Genomic DNA, 15,884 nt, shown 5'->3' on the forward strand with positions numbered 1-15,884 from the left:
GGCCATTGTCGCAGGGCACCCCAATTGCACCGTGTTTCTTATCTATTCCACGGCTTGGGGCCCGTACGATGTCCGAATGGCCGTGACCGATTTCCAGTACCAGGCCGTGGACGATCCGAACAAGCCGCAGCCACGATCGGTGCGTGACCGGCTGGTCCCGCCGATGGGCGGCAGCGTGCTCTGGGGCTGGGTGGGCCCGCTTCTGATCGCGGTGTTCGGCGGGGTGCTGCGTTTCATCAACCTCGGCCATCCGAAGGCCGTCGTCTTCGACGAGACCTATTACGCCAAGGACTCCTTCTCGCTGATCACCTGGGGCGTCGAGAAGGTCGCGATCAAGGACGCCGACAAGGCGCTGCTCGCCGGCAACACCGACATCTGGCAGAAATGCACCCAGGACGCACTCGACAAATGCGCCTCCTACGTCGTGCACCCGCCGCTCGGCAAATGGATGATCGGCTTCGGCGAGTGGCTGTTCGGCATGAACCCGTACGGCTGGCGCGTCGCCGCCGCCATCGTCGGCACCCTGTCGATCCTGGTCATCGCCCGGCTGGCGCGCCGGATGACGCGCTCGACGCTGCTCGGCTGCTTCGCCGGACTGCTGCTGGCACTCGACGGCCTGCACTTCGTGCTCTCGCGCACCGCGCTGCTGGACATCTTCCTCATGTTCTGGGTGCTGGCCGGGTTCGCCTGCCTGGTGGTCGACCGGGACAGGATGCGCGGGCGGCTGGTCGACTGGTACGAGACCTCGCCGATGACGCCGGAGGGCCCGTGGCTGGGCTGGCGGCCGTGGCGGATCGCCGCCGGGGTGTGCCTGGGCGCCGCGTGCGCGGTCAAGTGGTCGGGCATCTTCTTCCTGATCGCGTTCGGGATCATGTCGCTGATCTGGGACATGGGGGCGCGCCGGGCGGTCGGGCTGCGCAAGCCGTACGCGGGGGCCTTCGGCAAGGACGCGCCGACCTGGCTGGGCGCGGTGGCGCTGGTGCCCGCGCTCACGTACGTCGCCACCTGGGCGGGCTGGTTCGCCAGCGCCGACGGCTACGGCCGTAACTGGGCACAGGCGACCTCGTCGGGGCCCGTCTTCTTCGTCATCGACTCGGTCAAGTCGTGGTTCGCCTACCAGGTGCAGGTGCTCGGCTTCCACACCGGCCTGGAGTCCACGCATCCCTACCAGTCGGAGCCGTGGCAGTGGCCGCTGCTGCTGCGCCCGGTCGCCTTCTACTACGAGGGCAAGCAGACCGGCTGCGGCGTCAAGGACTGCTCGGAGGCGGTGCTCGGCGTGGGCACGCCGGTGATCTGGTTCGGGGCGCTGGCCGCGCTGGTGGCGTTGATCGCCTGGTATGTCGCCTCGCGGGACTGGCGGGCGGGGGCGGTGCTGCTGGCGTACGCGGTGGGCTGGCTGCCGTGGTTCTACTACGCGATCGCGGACAACCGGACGATGTTCCTGTTTTACGCGATCCCTATGATTCCCTTCATGGTGCTGGCCATCACGCTCTGTGCCGGTTTGCTGATCGGCCCCGCGGCGCCTCCGGGCAGTCCGCTGCCGATGCGGCGTACCGTCGGGGCCGCCGCGGTCGGCGCGTTCGCCTTGCTGGCTCTGGTGAATTTCTGGTGGTTGCACCCCATCCTGACCGCTGATCTGATCCCCTACGCGGAGTGGAAGGCACGCATGCTCTTCGACAAACGCTGGATCTGACCGTCACCACATGAATTCATAGGGTAGCGACTGTGCACGACCCAATACGCACCGGATTCGGTCATCGTCAGGCCTGGGGTCCATACGGCAAACTTCGAGGCATGAGTGCACCGGATGTCACAGCGCTTCTCACGGAGTTGGAGCGCTCCGAGCCGGACCTGGCCGAGGATGCCAGGACCGCAGTCGAGTGGCTGACGGGCGGGGAGCCGTTGGAGACGGTGACCCAGCTCGATGTATGCGAGTTTCTCTGGTACACGCTTCCGCTGAAGGTGGGCGGCGACCACGAGCGGCTGGCCCGCTCCCTCGGCAGGCTCCTGGCCATCGGCGGCCTGGAGCGCTACGCCGCCCTGTGCGACTCCCCCACGACCACCCAGATCCTGCGCACCTACGCCCGCGACGGCGAGGACGCCGGCACCGCCGCCTACCAGGAGGCGCTCGAAGCCACGGGCGTGCTCCCTCCCGACGTCCCGGACCTGCGCTGGAGCATGATCATGGGCCCGGAGGAGCTGGGCGCCCACGTGGCCAGCTCCGCCGCGCTCGAACTGGCCATCCTGTCCGGCGAGGAGATCGACCGCGTCGCGCTGACCCGCCGCTGGCTCACCGAGCCGCGCACCGAGCTCGGCGGCGACAGCTGGCTCAACCGCGTGCACGGCGAGCGCCTCAACCGCTGGGTCCTGGGCCGCGGCCCGGCCAGGCGCGAGCTGGCGCAGCCGTTCGAGGTGCGCCTGCACGCCCCCATCCCCCACCAGCCGCTGCCCGCGCTGCACCGGCTGCTCACCCTGGCCGCCTCGGAAAGCCTCCCGCTGCGCCTGGCGCCATCCCCGGAGGCGCTGCGCCTGCGCGAGGTGGCCGAGCACGACCTCGGAGCGCTGCTGCGCGACGGTTCCAAGCTGACCATCACCGAGGAGGGCCGGCGCCTGCTGCGCTCACCGGAGCAGATGTGGGCGACCGCCGCCGGGCTGCTGCTCTCCCGCGTGGACCACGAGTTCGACCTCTCGGTCCGGGAGGCCGCGCTCATGCTGCTCGCCGACGGCAGCGTCATGTCGCCGCAGGAGCTGAACACCCGCGTGGCCGAGATCGTCGGGGGCGAGGGCTGGCACCCGGCGACCGGCCGCGAGGACATCTCCCGCCCGCTGTCCGACCTCGTCGGACAACTCACCGCGCTCGACCTCGCCTTCGGCGACGAGCTGGTGGTACGGCTGACGCCCACCGGCCACCTGGCCGCCCTGGCCGCGCTACGGTCGCACGCGCTCCGCCCACGCCAATACGTCAGCCCAGGATGACCTGCACTTCCGTGCACCCGCGGAACTCCGCGTAGGGCGCGGCCTCGGCCGCGACCGCGTCCCGATCGGCATCCCCCTCGACCGTGACCACCAGCTTGCCGCCCTTCTTCTGCTGCCGCCACAAACCCGCCAGCTCGCCGTCCAGAAGAATCACCCCGGGGTTGCCGGTCTTCCGCCAGATCCGCGGCCGCAGCCCCGGGTCCGGCGCCAGCGTGCCCCGATCACGCAACTGCAGAAACGGCTCGTACGGCGGCAGCAACCGCATCCCCTTGGGCCGCTCGGCCCCCTTGAGCTCGGCCAGATCCTCGGCCAGCACGAACCCCGCGCCCACCTCGGCCATCTCCCCCGCGACCTTCGCCCAGGAACGCGCCGCATAGTAGACGCTGACCCCGGCCCAGGAGGCGAAGTCATCGGCCGTGCTGGGCCCGTAGAGCCGCAGATACCGCCGCACCAGCCCGGCCCGCGCGTCCTTGTCCACCGGCACCCCGGCCAGCCACTGATCCACCCGCATCAACGACGCCTCGTTGCCGACCCGGGACGCGATCGCGAACTCCCCCGTCAGCGCGGCCGCCCGCGTGAGAATGGCGCTGAACGACGAGAACATGTCCGGCTCCATCCACGGCGCGAACTCCGCCGGCAGCCGCGGAGCCAGCGCGCTGCCCAGCTCCCGCTTGGTGAGCGAACGACCGTCCAGCGCGTCCCTGGTGGCCTCGATCACCCGCTCCATGGTCGCGCTGGCGCTCCTGCCCATCTGATCGAGCATCGGCAGGAACCCGGCCATCTGCGCCCGCCACGACTCCTCGTCGTCGGGCAGCAGCCCACGGGTGAACAGCGGCAGCTCCGCGCTGCTCACCAGACACGGCGAACCCCGCAGGCTCCACGTCTGAACCAACGTGCGCCGCTTGGCGATCGCCGCCTCCACCTCGGCGGCGCTCACCTCGGCCCTGGCCCGCAACGCGAGCTGCGCCGAACCCGGCGGCGTGTTCTGCGGCGCCGTGGCCGCGGCGCCGGCCAGCGTGCCCCGCTCGTCCAGCTGGTGCCGGCGCAGCCGGAAGGCGATGACCTGCTCTCGTTCGACGTTCATGAACCCGCCCGCGTCCTCTCTGCCCGAACCGACACTATCCACCTCATAAGATCCATGACCATGGAAAGTCACCTGGCCGGTGCGGGCGAGGTCGGCGTCCTCGTCCTGGCCGGATCCAGCGGCCGGATCGACTCCGCCCGATGCGACCTGCTGGCCGCACACGGTCTGACGGCTCTGTCCATCCGCTGGTTCGGCGGAGCGGGACAGTCGCCCGGAATCCGCGAGATTCCGCTGGAGACGTTCGTCGCCGGACTCGACATGCTGGCCGAGGCGGGCGCGCGGCGCCTGACCGTTCTCGGGCTGTCCAAGGGCGCTGAGGCGGCCCTTTCCCTTGCCTGTGTGGAGCCGCGCGTGGAGGCCGTCGTCGCGCTGTCGCCGTCCTCGGTGGTCTGGGCCGGGTTCGGCGCGCCTGGCCGGTCCTCGTGGACCTGGCGCGGCCGTCCGCTGCCCTTCGCCCCCTATCCGCCGGACTGGCCCGCCGGCGGGCCGCCCACCTCGTTCCGCGCGTTCTACGAGCGTGGTCTCGCGCTGGCGCCCGCCGAGTCCGCCATCCCCCTGGAACGCTCCCGCGCCGACGTGGTCCTCGTGGCCGGGGGCGACGACCAGATGTGGCCGTCGCTGACGTTCGCGCACGCCCTGGCCGCGCGGCGCGACGTCCGCCTCATCTCGCACCCGCGGGCCGGCCACCGCCCGCGCCTGCCCGGCGAGCCCGCCCCCGCGCCGTCCTCCTCCTATGTGTACGGCGGAGCCCCGCACGCCGACGCCGAACTGGGTGAAAAGGCCTGGCCCGAGATCCTCAGGGCACTTCGAGGGCGAGGCACTTCGAGGCCGGACATTTCGCGAGCGGGCATTCCGCGGGCGGACATGAAGAAGGGCCCACGCGAGGCGTAGGCCCTTCTTCAGTAGACGGTGCGCAGGTCGCCTATCGGCGAAATGCACAACGCGGCTCCAGCCGAACGGTAGTCCGCGAAGGCGGTAGATGAGGCCCTGGGACACTGGACACACCGGCTACGGGTTGTGTAACCACCCCCCGGCCAAGAACATTCCCGGCTAGGCGACCGTCCCGTAGAGCGGCGCCCCGGCCCACTCGTACACCAGGTGCACCACCCCGGTGCTGGTCACCCGCGACGAGGCCAGCTTGAGCCCCGCGGGCACCGTCCCCTCGGAGAACAGCCGCTTCCCCTCCCCGACCACCACGGGGAAGACCAGCAGGTGGTACTCGTCCACCAGCTCGGCCTCCTGAAGGGTGCGCAGCAGGTCGCTGCTTCCCTGCACGAGAATGACCCCGTCGGTGCTCTTCTTGAGCTCGGCGACCGTCTGCGCGGCCTCGCCCCGAAGCACGTGGCTGTTGTTCCACGTCACCTCCTTGGGCGAGCGAGTGGTGACGTACTTGGCCATGCTGTTGATCTTGGCGCCGCCGTCCTCGTCCGACACGTCCGGCCAGTACGCGGCGAGAATGTCGTAGGACCTGCGCCCCAGCAGCATCCCGTCCGCCCGGTCGAGAACGTCCGCCATGATCTCGTTGAAGTCCTGGTCAAGGTGGGCAGGCAACCACCCGCCCCGCGTGAACCCGTTGGACTCGTCCTCGGTCGGGCCGCCGGGCCCCTGCATGACGCCGTCCAGCGACACGAACGTCCCGACGATCAGCTTGCTCGCCATCTTCCCGCTCCCTCTGTTTCTTCCTGCTCTCTCTGTGCCCACAGCGTGCCGGGAGCGGCTTAAGGTCTCCCTACGATTCCCCTACTTCCACAGCGCCCACGCCCTGAAGGTCAGTCATCGGGCCGGAGCGACCCGCGCCGCGCCTTCCGGGTGGAGACCAGCGCTCCGGCCAGGCCGCTCACCACGCAGACCAGCACCAGCCCGGCGTACTGCGGCACGGAGTAGGCGAACCACGCCTGCCCGGTCGCGGCCTTGCCGAGCGCGGTGAGCGATGCGGCGGCGATGCCCGTTCCGAGCAGCGTCCCGGCGCACGTCACGGTCAGCGTCTCCCAGCACACCATCCTGGTGAGCTGCCGCGGCTTGGTCCCCACGGTACGCAGCAGCCGGATCTCCTCGGTCCGCTCGGCCATCGTCATGGCCGTCGCGTTGAGCACCGAGATCACGGTGTAGGCCACCGCCGATCCCACCAGCACCGGTGCCGCCCACGCCGCCGGCCCCGTGCGGGTGACGTCCGCCGCCGCGTCGGTGGTCGCGACGGCGAACAGGAAGGTGCAGGCGAGCGCGATGGTCAGCATCACCGGGGACGCGGCCGCCATCGCCCGGCGCGGCTGGGTGACCAGCGAGGACCTGGCCAGCATCCCCGCGCCCGGATCAAGCCGGACCACCACCGCTCCGAACAGCCACCCCAGCCCCCGCAGCGCGACGGGTCCCAGCGCGGACGCGCCCACGCACAGCGCCATCGTCGCCGCCAGCCCGGCCGGCACCGCGGCCGACGCCTTCACCTGCGGCACCAGGTACAGCAGCACGATGCCCCCGGCCAGCGCCACCCCGCCGAAGACCGCCCTGGGCCAGGCCAGCAACCGCCGCTGCGCCGCGCTCTCCCGCAGCACCTCCAGCGGCCCCACACCCACCGCCTTGCGCGCCGCGGCCCGAGCCGCCAGCAGCGTCACCACCAACCCCACCACCAGCGCCATGATGAACGGCCCCGCCGTCACCTTCACCGGGATCCCCGTCGGCGCCAGCCCGGTCATCCGCATGAACGCCGCCATCGCCGCCGCGTACGGGACGGCCAGCAAGCAGCCCGCCACGCTCGCCAGCACGGCCACGACCATCGCCTCCGCCGTGACGAGCCGGCTCACCTGCCGCGGCGTCATGCCGATCGACCGCAGCAGCGCCCAGGTCCTGCGCTGGCGCAGCACGTACAGGCTGAGCATGCCCGCGACCACGAAGACCGACACGAACCCCGACACCGCGGCCGACAGCACCAGCAACCCCATGACGCCGTTCAGCTCGTCGCGCGCTCCGGCCCCGGCGACCACCATGCCGCTGCCGCCCACCAGCATCACAGCCAGCAGCACCGCCGCGAACGCAGCGGCGAAGCCCATCCGATTGGTCCGGACGTTGTTCCAGGCGAGCACGAGCGTCATCGCCGACCACCCAGCCGCATGCCGATCTGGTCGGCCGAGGGCTTGTGCAGCATGTCAACGATCCGCCCGTCGGTCAGAAACAGCACGCTGTCGGCCCCTGCCGCCGCCTCCGGATCGTGCGTGACCATCACCACCGTCTGCCCGAACGCATCGACCGCCTCCCGAAGCAGGGCCAGCACCTCGTGCCCGCTACGACGGTCAAGCGCCCCCGTAGGCTCGTCGGCGAACAACACCTCCGGCCTGCCCAGCAGAGCGCGAGCGATCGCCACCCGCTGCTGCTGCCCACCGGACAGCTGCGAAGGACGATGCCCTTCCCGCCCGGCCAGCCCGACCCGATGCAGCAGTTCCCGCACACGCGCCGGATCAGGCCGCCGCCTGGCCAGCCTGCTGGGCAGGATCACGTTCTGCCAGGCGGTCAACGACTGGACCAGGTTGAAAGCCTGAAAGATGACGCCGACCCGGTCACGACGCAGGACCGCCAGCTCCTTCTCCCCCAACCGGGAGATGTCCTGCCCGCCGATACGAACCGCCCCCGAGTCCGGCCGGTCCAGCCCCGCCGCGCACTGCAGCAGCGTGCTCTTCCCCGATCCCGACGGCCCCATCACGGCCGTGAAACTCCCACGCGCAAACCCGACGCTGACCTGCCCAAGCGCCGCCACCTCGGTGGCGCCCTTCCCATAGGTCCTGGTCACTTCCTCAAGGACAACTGCATGATCACTCATGATCAGCAGCGTGCCGGAAGAGGCCCGTCACCGCCCATCAGGCATCCCCCCGATCGGCCCCTGAGGCTCCACCCACCCTGCTCGGCGCGGATCGAGGCACACACCACGTCCTTCGGCACGACGAGCAGGCGGCAGGCTCGCACCTTCGACCCAGGTCAGTGATCTTTGAGCCAGGATTCCAAAGCGTTCAGCTCACGCAGGGGAAAGCTCTCGCCGTTCCACTGCCGCGCGTACTCCTCCTCCCCCACATCAGCGAGCAGCCGCCGCTACGAGCGGACGCACCTCACTCAGAAGCGTGAACTCCTCCCGCCCGGCCTCATCCGGTTCAGGCCTCATCCGGTCAGGGAACGTGAGGATGCGCAGCCGTATCCCACCGTCCTCGTGGGTGAAGACCCATCGATACTCGGTGGGCTCGTCATCCCAGGAAAAGCGAACGTCATCCCCCTGAGTAACCCGCACCAGGCTATACAGGAGATCCCTGAGCGCATCCGTCACATAGGACACGACCATCCGCGCTTCGCGACCCTCGCACCCAATGGTGACGACGGCCCATCCATTCCTGGGCGCCCCGTAGGCGAACTCGATCCGCGACATGTCAGCCATCGTCGCACCTGAGCGGAGAGCCACCCAGCAACGGGAGGTCATACCTCATGGGGTTCAGGGCCCATCGGTCCAGATGTACCAAGGGCCCTTGAAATGCTCGTACCAGACCTCGTCCGGACCCGGTACCCGATCCGGGATGTAGGCGAAGCCGTGCGTCTTCCAATTCCAGGTGACCGAGGTGACCATGAACTGCGCCCCTCCCGGGATCTTCTCCGTGTAGCCCACCTGATACAGGCCCCGCCACCGACCACGGCCCTCGTCGTCGTCACGCACCGACCGGGCGTAGCGCTCCAGGCTCGATTCCGACAGTGCGAAGCGCGCGTGCAGGGGCGCGTCGACCGTGACCAGCAGTACGGTGCCCAGCACCAGTACGAGTGGGACGTACATCCAGGGCGGCCACGCCCGCCGCCCCGGGCGAGGAGCAAGCAATACGGACCAGGTGATGGCGAGCGCCAGCCAGTACAGCACCAGTAGCAATGCCCAGTAGGACAGGCCGGGAGCGCTCACCTCAAAGAGCGTCAGGAGCGAGGCGAGTCCGATGGCCCCGGTGAAGAGCAGGGCGAGGGGGTTGCGTGTCAGGTGCATGGGGCGATCTTGCCCGATACCAGGACCAAGCGCCTCGGCCCGCCATCAGTGCCGGGAAGATAACCCGCAGATCACGGCCCTGGGTGAACAGGCGTCGATCTCGGTGCGGATGGCCTCACATGCGAGCCACCCTCGCGTGGCTGGAGCGCGGCGAGCAAGCGCCGCCGCCGATGAAAGCCCCCAAGAAGGCCAGCCCGCCGTATTCGCCAGCCCAACTCAGCCGTTTGCGCGGCTGGCCGGTGAGCTGCCGAAGATCTGCCGCCAGCACACCATCACCGTCGGCACCGGCGACCTCGGCCATCTCGACAAGCTCCGCCAAGACCTGCCCTACCTCAGCCCCACCCGGGTGGAGACCTACAAATCTGCCCGGGCCATGAGCTGGACCTGAGTGACCCGAAAAACCGGCTCGCTCACGGCCACGTCGCCCAAACCATCCTGGTCGCGCTGCTCATCGCCAACGACCACTTCCTCGACCATTGGCGCCACATCCACCAGCCTGAGCATGAACCCGAGACAACACAGACCACCAACGACCTCGCCACCATCGAGGTAACCGCCGAGGCCTTCGCCACGCCGCCACCCGACACCTAAGCCACAAACCCGACCATCGACACCCAACTCTGCGCCACCCAGCGGCTTTGCCATGCCCGCCAGGCCGTTCACCGCGCGACAACGCCAGCGCGAAGACACCAGAGCGTCCCACCCCGCCGAATCTTGAGGTCCAACCCCAGCCGAATCCGGCTCGGAACCTCCTTGAAACGACGAAATCCCGCCCGATCGTCAAGATCAGACGGGATTCGTCAACTTCAGTCCGGCCGTTTCAAGAACGGCCCTGGGTGGACCTAATCACCGCTTACTCGAACACTCCGCCCGTGGTGACGAAGTTGCGGGACATGATCGAGTCCAACCAAACCCACCCTCGCTAGCTTCACAGCCGGGCAGCTTTACCAACGTGCCCATGCCGTACAGCAGGTCACAATATCCGCGTGATCATTACGGGGATATCCAGACGTACGGTACTGAAGATCCATCATATGGCCGATGACAGACATGGCTCCACAAAGCACCCCATCTCCCAATTCTCCTCTCCCAGGCAAGCACAAGGCCTTAGGCTTAGCGGATGACTCTCGTTCTAGCGCTCGCATCAGAACATCAACTCCACATGACCTGCGACTTCAAACTAACGGACGGAAGGAACGGCAAACCACTGACCTACAATGCCCACAAATTGGTTACCATTCAGCGACCAACCATCCAAGCAATTATTGGATTCACAGGGATTGCCAATTTCGATAAAACCCCGGTTGGCGTCTGGCTCGCCGAGAAGACCGCAGGGCTCCCTCAAAAGGCGAGTCTGGACATGCTTATTGCAACACTTCATGATGCTACTGCGGAGCTTGAGAAAGTACCGAAGGCGCTTTGGCGGTTCAGACGCATAACATTTGTCATAGGTGCCATTCAAGGTTCTCAGACCGTGGTCGCTATAATGTCGAACTTTCAAAACCTGAGAGGGATATTCCTTGCTGATCAAACAGTTCCTGCTAGCACTCTACAACTCAGCGTAACAAGACCCAGCAAGCCCACCCTCTTCGCAGCGGGCGACGCATATACGATCAGAAAGGATGAACGTAAGACACTTGAGAGAAGCCTGCGTGCCGATATAGAGCCGGAGCTTCTAAGGGGCAGACTTGCCTCATTGAATAAGAAGATTGCAGGACGCACTCACACAGTGAGTCAGGGCTGTAATTCAGCCAGCATCTTCGCTTCTGGACACGGAGCATCCGAGGCCTTTCTCATCGAACAAACGGGCGACTTCATTCCTCCCGATGTTCAAGAGATGTTTAACAGATTTGGAATTAAGATAAACAGAGGAACACTCCCCGACGGATCGCCTGCATCGATACAGATAAGGAGCGCCACCTCCGTTAGCTACTCCCCATCCCCAAAATACTTTCAGGAACAGCTGAAGCTTCGTCCCAAAGATTCTCAGCTTTGGAATAACTTTGGTGCTTACGAGAATCATCACGGGCGACAAGAGTCAGCCCGTGCCGCCTTCCAAAAAGCCTTGGACCTCGATTCAGGGAACCATCTAGCGGCTCGAAACATGGGCTGGCTACTCTGGGAAATGGGCGACAATCCCGAAGAAGCGAGACGTCTATTTGATATTGCCCTGACGGACCCAGAACCTAATCGGCGACGTGAGACGTTCACAGTTCTGGCCGAATCGTTGCTACTATTCGAGGGCGACATTAAGCGCGCTCACGAGGCCTTTCGCAAAGCAATGGCCGGAGAATTCTTGCCATTGATCGCCGCTAAATATTCATGGTTTCTACTTCAATATAAACCAGAATTGATCAGGGAGGCAAGGAGCCTTGCGGAGGCATCGCTACAAATGGATCAGAATATTCTCTGGGCCGTCCTCACAAAGGCATATTGCATCTGGCACCTCGATCATGATTCGAATGCCGCTTGGGAGATGCTAGTGAAGCACGCCTCGAAATTCGAGAAGGATACAAGTCTCACCGCATCCACACTTCATCTGAGCCTGGTCGCCAATCGGCTAGATAGTGCTGACGTGCTGCATGCCAAGCTAGCCCGTTCGACGCGGGCCACGAAAGCTGGCATTGCTTCGTTTGCGGGAATTCTCAACCTCTGTCACGGCGGGGCGCTAGATAAGTCTGCAGAATGGTTTGCACAATCAAACATAGAGAGTGATCGCATAAATCTAGCAGCAGTTAGGTGGGGTCAAGGGAAGATCTTGGAAGCCCACGACACACTTATGAACATTAGAAAGGACCGTCTCACCGCGAGTGCCGCTATCGAGCATATGATTCTTCAATATCTTCTGGCAAGCTGCCACTCTAGCACGGCTGAAACAGCTTTGAGCGAGATCATCACATCTAAGGAAGTGGCTACGTTCGATGAGACTCTCTTTCGGAGCCTTGCACACCATCATGAAATTTCCCCGAAAGATAAAACGAAGCTTGAGAAGCTTATCAGTGCGATAAATCGAGCCAAGTCTAACCGAAACTCACAAGGTCTGGACTAACCCTAGGTCAAGCAGGGCAAACGAACTGACCACTGTGGCAGTGTGCCAGCCCCCGGACTACCGCCGCGTCTTCATCACGCAGCATGAGTATTGCGGCAGAGTACACATCCCGAAATCGCGAATAGGCCGCCCCGAGCATCGAAGCTGGGCCTCCCTGATAACTACTGCCGTTCGGGTTCTTTCTCGCCGCGTTCGGCCACGAAGGACCCCAGCCCCGGCTCGGTGTAGATCAGGCGGTCTTCTCGCAGATTGGCCACGGCCTTCTGTGCCGTGGCCACGGCAGGCCCGAACTCGGGATTATCAGGGTGCTGTGGCGACGATCGTCACGCCGTGCGAGGGCAACTATGTACGCCGCAACTGCCCCAATCGCAAGGGCAAGGGCAAGCTGAAGAAGCTCGCCGAAGACCTTGAGAACGGATGGTGGCACTGACGATCTGGGCATCATGTTGATCAATCAGCAGGCTCGTGAAGCCGACGCGGCGTAGCATCACATCAGCAGAGATCTCCCAACCAACCGGCAGGATGGCTGATGGCGGACCATGTCCAGATCCTCACCACGGCCGAAAGTCGTGAAGACGCCTACGCGCTCGCTCACAGCCTCATCAGTGACCAGCTAGCGACAAGTGTCCAGGTCGCTGGGCCGATTGTGTCGATCTTCATGCAAGGCAGCGCCATGGTGGAGGCGCAGCAATGGCAACTCGTCTTGCAGACAACCACTGCTCAGGTGAGTGCGGTGCGGGAGGTCGTCTCCGCATCGGAGTTTGTCGTGGTTCCGGTTCTCGGTGGAGATGCTGAGTAGGTCCAGGTCACTCAGTCAACGTGGCCAGCCGAGGTGCCGCGGACTTCGATCGCCTTAGCCAGCGCCATGCCATCAGTCAGATCTGGCATGACAGTTTCGGCGCCGGCATCTTTTAAATCTGTCGCTGTGCTTTTCCCTGAGGCAACAGCGATCACATGGGCTCCGCCTTCGTGCCCTGCGGTCACGTCTTGCGGCGTATCCCCGATCAGAATCGTCGTCTCGCTCGTGAACCTGCGGCCAAGCTTGCGTTCGGCCCGCTCCTGCGCGATGCGCACCAGCTTGGCCCGGACCGGATCGTCCTCGCCATAGCTCCCGATCTCAAGATCGACGAGATGGTGCAGCTCGAAGATGCGAAGCTTGGCCTTTGCTGAGAGTCTGGTGTTCCCCGTGAGGACCGATTGGGCAACTCCTGGCAGCCGACCCACCGATTGAAGGGCGGTCACCGCACCGGGCAGCACGCGCCCTCGTAGCCGCATCTCATGCGCCCGCTCCTCGTACCCGCGGGCCTGGAGTTCGATGAAGCGTTGGAAGTACTCGTCCGAGCGTGGGATCTCGTGCAGGTCGAGGGTTTCGCCGAAGATGACCAGTTCGGTTCGGCCGCTGGGGTCGGCCATGTCCTTCATGGGGACGCCGGTTGTCTGCTCGAAGGCCGCGGCGAACACCTCGCGCCCGACTCCCCCCGTCTCGATCAGGGTGTGATCGATGTCCCAGAGCACGAGCCGGTGAGTGGTCACAGATCCGCCCTTCCCCTGACGAGATTGCGCATGCCAAGACTCTCACGAGATTCGGCATTCCGGCCTACGGTGGAGAGCGGTGGTTCGCGGGCACGCTGGTGACGACGGATGTGCAGGAGGCCCCGTGGGTTCGGCGGAGATCCCTATCGGTGAGCGGATTCGCTTCTATCGCACGGCACGCAACAAGACCCAAGCCGTGGTCGCCGGCCTAGCCGGCATGAGCGAGAACTACCTGAGCCAGATCGAGCGCGGGCTCCGCACGCCGACTATCGCCCTGCTTCACCAACTAGCCCGAGTGCTGGACGTTCCCGTGGCGGTGCTGATCGGTGAGCCGTCCTTGGACGGTGACAGTGTGCTTCACCCGGTCGCCGGCCAACTGCAACGCGTACTGACCGCCTACGAAGCCCCTCCGGATGCCAGCCCGGACCTGCCCGCGCTGCGAGCGCGGGTCGAGAGCGCATGGGGTCTGTGGCAGGGCTCCACGAACCGCTTCACCGAGGTGAGCACGCTCATCCCGGACCTCACTCGCGATGTCCAGGGCGCCGTGCGCGCACTCCGCACGTCGACCGACGCCACCTCACGGAGAGAGGCGTACCAGGTCTCGGCTGACCTGTACTTCCTGCTCAGGACCTTCACGAAACGCGTCGGACGGACAGACCTCTCGCTCATGGTGGCCGACCGTGCCGTGACGGCCTCGGAGAACGCGGATGACCCGCTGAGGATCGCTGCTGCCAAGTGGAACCTGGGCCAGATTCTCCTGTCCCAGGGCGAGCCTGAAGGAGCCGAGGACGTAGCGATTCGCTCCATCGAAGACCTACGCCGCGAGGTTCCCGAGCGCCAACCCGATCAGGCAGCCCTTGAGGGCGCGTTGTGGCTGGTGGCCGCTATTGCATCTGGTCGCCGCCATGACCATTGGACCGCGAGGGAACGTATTCAAGGGCCGGCGACCGAGGCCGCTCGTGAGGCCGGTGAGGGCAACGTCTTCTGGACGGTGTTTGGGTCGTTGAACGTCGGGCTTCATCTGGTGAGTGTCGAGATGGAGGCCGGCGAGGTTGCCGAAGCGCTGTACATCGCCGACCAGCTCGACGTGAACCGCTCCCCTTCGCTGGAACGCCGGATGACGTTCGCGCTGGAAGTCGCGCGTTGCTATGACCAGCGGCAAGAGGATGCGGCGGTGATCCTGCATCTGATGAACGCCGAGGCCAGCGGACCGGAGGACTTGCGGTACAACACCCTTGCCCGCGATCTCGTGCGGTCTCTGCTGAAGCGCGCTCGCCCCACGTTCCAGCCTCAGGTACGCGCTCTCGCCCGCCGCGTCGGCCTCCTCGAATGACCCGCGCTACCTGCTAACCCGCGCTCACAGCGCGGGTAACCGCCTCCACCCCCACTTAGTGTCGAGTGCACTCGACACCGGGTGAAGGGAAGGGAGGTGAAGCACCAGATGGGACACAAGTTCAGGGTCGTCGGCGACCGTGAGGTACTGCCGTTCTCGCAACTACCGGACGACTATCGGACGCGCGCCTATCTGCTGCCGCTCACCTCCGAGTCATCGCGTACGGCGCGGCACTGCATGTCGGATCTGCTCCTCCTCTGGCGCCTTCCAGACCTTGTTGAACCCGCGGCATTGATCACCGCCGAATTGGTCAGCAACGCGGTCCGCCACGCCATCGGATGGAGCGACGAAGCCTTACCGGTACGGCTCCTGGTCATCTATGCGGCGCGTACCCTGCGCATCGAGGTACGCGACCCCGACGCGCGCAACCTTCCGGTCCTGCGCGTGCCCGAGGAACTGGCCACGTTCGGGTACGGCATGCAGCTCGTCCACGGCTTGGCCGACCGGTACGGCGTGCGGGTTACCGATGCCAGCAAAGCCGTGTGGTGCGAGATCGACCTCCGCAGCGACGCTCCCTTCTCCCGCTCCGATCTGACGACGGAAAGGGGCGGTTCTCATGGGTGAGCTTTCTGAGGCGCGCTGGGCAGAGGGAGATCCGGCCTTTCTGCTGGAAGAGGGAGTCGGCTACGTCCGTGAGTGGGCGCGAGCACAGCATTCCGTGGCCAGCGTCAAGGAGGCGCTCACGGCCATCGGCTCTCCGGACGCTATGCCGTACCTGCGAGCGGACGTCAACGAGTTCGGCACCGGGTTCGTCGAGCTGGGGCGGGTGACGCCCCAGACTGCGGCGCTGATCGCACAGGCCCTCGCCGAGATCGCCGCGCGTCGGTCGGTTGACGACGAGTGTGCGGCCTGA

At 65.8% G+C, this 15,884-nt stretch carries 17 protein-coding genes; 9 read left to right on the forward strand and 8 right to left on the reverse strand.

From position 1 onward, the window contains the following. Positions 1-76 precede the first annotated feature (76 nt). Both ACFWY5_RS38915 and ACFWY5_RS38920 read left to right on the forward strand, forming a co-directional pair. Positions 77-1,693 (forward strand): dolichyl-phosphate-mannose--protein mannosyltransferase, encoded by a 1,617-nt coding sequence (locus tag ACFWY5_RS38915; RefSeq protein WP_379622294.1) that lies wholly within the window; start codon positions 77-79, stop codon positions 1,691-1,693. Positions 1,694-1,794: 101 nt separating this feature from the next. Then, complete coding sequence (locus ACFWY5_RS38920) at positions 1,795-2,976, forward strand: hypothetical protein (protein WP_379637761.1); 1,182 nt, start codon at positions 1,795-1,797, stop codon at positions 2,974-2,976. Here the strand turns inward: ACFWY5_RS38920 and ACFWY5_RS38925 are convergent. Next, complete coding sequence (locus ACFWY5_RS38925) at positions 2,963-4,060, reverse strand: winged helix DNA-binding domain-containing protein (protein WP_379637762.1); 1,098 nt, start codon at positions 4,058-4,060, stop codon at positions 2,963-2,965. The two genes, ACFWY5_RS38920 and ACFWY5_RS38925, sit on opposite strands and share 14 nt — an antisense overlap. 54 nt (positions 4,061-4,114) lie before the next feature. Here ACFWY5_RS38925 and ACFWY5_RS38930 point away from each other — a divergent pair, with 54 nt between their 5' ends. Beyond that, positions 4,115-4,951 (forward strand): acyl-CoA thioester hydrolase/BAAT C-terminal domain-containing protein, encoded by an 837-nt coding sequence (locus ACFWY5_RS38930; RefSeq protein WP_379637763.1) that lies wholly within the window; start codon positions 4,115-4,117, stop codon positions 4,949-4,951. Between the two features lie 159 nt (positions 4,952-5,110). Here the strand turns inward: ACFWY5_RS38930 and ACFWY5_RS38935 are convergent, their stop codons facing one another. The 5 genes from ACFWY5_RS38935 to ACFWY5_RS38955 all read right to left on the reverse strand — a co-directional run bounded on the left by ACFWY5_RS38935 (position 5,111) and on the right by ACFWY5_RS38955 (position 9,056). Further along, positions 5,111-5,719 carry a dihydrofolate reductase family protein gene (locus ACFWY5_RS38935; RefSeq protein ID WP_379637765.1) on the reverse strand — a complete coding sequence of 203 codons (609 nt, stop codon included), beginning with the start codon at positions 5,717-5,719 and terminating at the stop codon, positions 5,111-5,113. 110 nt (positions 5,720-5,829) lie between these two features. Next, positions 5,830-7,146, reverse strand: a complete 1,317-nt coding sequence (locus ACFWY5_RS38940; RefSeq protein WP_379637766.1) for an FtsX-like permease family protein — start codon at positions 7,144-7,146, stop codon at positions 5,830-5,832. Then, a complete protein-coding gene (locus ACFWY5_RS38945) occupies positions 7,143-7,868 on the reverse strand; it encodes an ABC transporter ATP-binding protein (protein ID WP_379637767.1) in 726 nt (241 codons plus the stop codon). Before ACFWY5_RS38945 ends, ACFWY5_RS38940 begins: the two co-directional genes overlap by 4 nt. Before the next feature lie 249 nt (positions 7,869-8,117). Then, the gene (locus ACFWY5_RS38950) at positions 8,118-8,462 is read right to left on the reverse strand and encodes a hypothetical protein (protein WP_379637768.1); all 345 of its coding nucleotides are present in this window, start codon (positions 8,460-8,462) and stop codon (positions 8,118-8,120) included. 63 nt (positions 8,463-8,525) lie between these two features. Further along, complete coding sequence (locus tag ACFWY5_RS38955) at positions 8,526-9,056, reverse strand: hypothetical protein (protein ID WP_379637769.1); 531 nt, start codon at positions 9,054-9,056, stop codon at positions 8,526-8,528. Positions 9,057-9,192: 136 nt separating this feature from the next. Between ACFWY5_RS38955 and ACFWY5_RS38960 the strand changes: the two genes are divergently transcribed. Next, on the forward strand, positions 9,193-9,444 hold the full coding sequence (locus ACFWY5_RS38960) for a hypothetical protein (RefSeq protein WP_379637770.1): 252 nt from the start codon (positions 9,193-9,195) through the stop codon (positions 9,442-9,444). Here the strand turns inward: ACFWY5_RS38960 and ACFWY5_RS38965 are convergent. Beyond that, positions 9,411-9,719 carry a hypothetical protein gene (locus ACFWY5_RS38965; RefSeq protein ID WP_379637771.1) on the reverse strand — a complete coding sequence of 103 codons (309 nt, stop codon included), beginning with the start codon at positions 9,717-9,719 and terminating at the stop codon, positions 9,411-9,413. The two genes, ACFWY5_RS38960 and ACFWY5_RS38965, sit on opposite strands and share 34 nt — an antisense overlap. Positions 9,720-10,176: 457 nt before the next feature. Between ACFWY5_RS38965 and ACFWY5_RS38970 the strand changes: the two genes are divergently transcribed. Continuing rightward, positions 10,177-12,105, forward strand: coding sequence for a hypothetical protein (locus tag ACFWY5_RS38970; protein WP_379637772.1), 1,929 nt, complete (start codon positions 10,177-10,179; stop codon positions 12,103-12,105). 529 nt (positions 12,106-12,634) lie between these two features. After that, on the forward strand, positions 12,635-12,904 hold the full coding sequence (cutA, locus tag ACFWY5_RS38975) for a divalent cation tolerance protein CutA (RefSeq protein WP_379637773.1): 270 nt from the start codon (positions 12,635-12,637) through the stop codon (positions 12,902-12,904). Between the two features lie 11 nt (positions 12,905-12,915). On the opposite strand, the gene ACFWY5_RS38980 is transcribed toward cutA, so the two are convergent. Then, a complete protein-coding gene (locus ACFWY5_RS38980) occupies positions 12,916-13,638 on the reverse strand; it encodes an HAD family hydrolase (RefSeq protein WP_379637774.1) in 723 nt (240 codons plus the stop codon). 124 nt (positions 13,639-13,762) lie between these two features. Between ACFWY5_RS38980 and ACFWY5_RS38985 the strand changes: the two genes are divergently transcribed. The 3 genes from ACFWY5_RS38985 to ACFWY5_RS38995 all read left to right on the forward strand — a co-directional run bounded on the left by ACFWY5_RS38985 (position 13,763) and on the right by ACFWY5_RS38995 (position 15,884). After that, positions 13,763-14,971: a helix-turn-helix domain-containing protein gene (locus ACFWY5_RS38985; protein WP_379637775.1), complete on the forward strand. Its 1,209-nt coding sequence runs from the start codon at positions 13,763-13,765 to the stop codon at positions 14,969-14,971. A gap of 108 nt (positions 14,972-15,079) precedes the next feature. Beyond that, positions 15,080-15,595 carry an ATP-binding protein gene (locus tag ACFWY5_RS38990; RefSeq protein ID WP_379637776.1) on the forward strand — a complete coding sequence of 172 codons (516 nt, stop codon included), beginning with the start codon at positions 15,080-15,082 and terminating at the stop codon, positions 15,593-15,595. Continuing rightward, on the forward strand, positions 15,588-15,884 hold the full coding sequence (locus tag ACFWY5_RS38995) for a hypothetical protein (RefSeq protein WP_379637777.1): 297 nt from the start codon (positions 15,588-15,590) through the stop codon (positions 15,882-15,884). The genes ACFWY5_RS38990 and ACFWY5_RS38995 overlap by 8 nt, the downstream gene beginning before the upstream one ends.

The organism is Nonomuraea sp. NPDC059007 (assembly GCF_042740555.1).
Taxonomy (GTDB): Bacteria; Actinomycetota; Actinomycetes; order Streptosporangiales; family Streptosporangiaceae; genus Nonomuraea.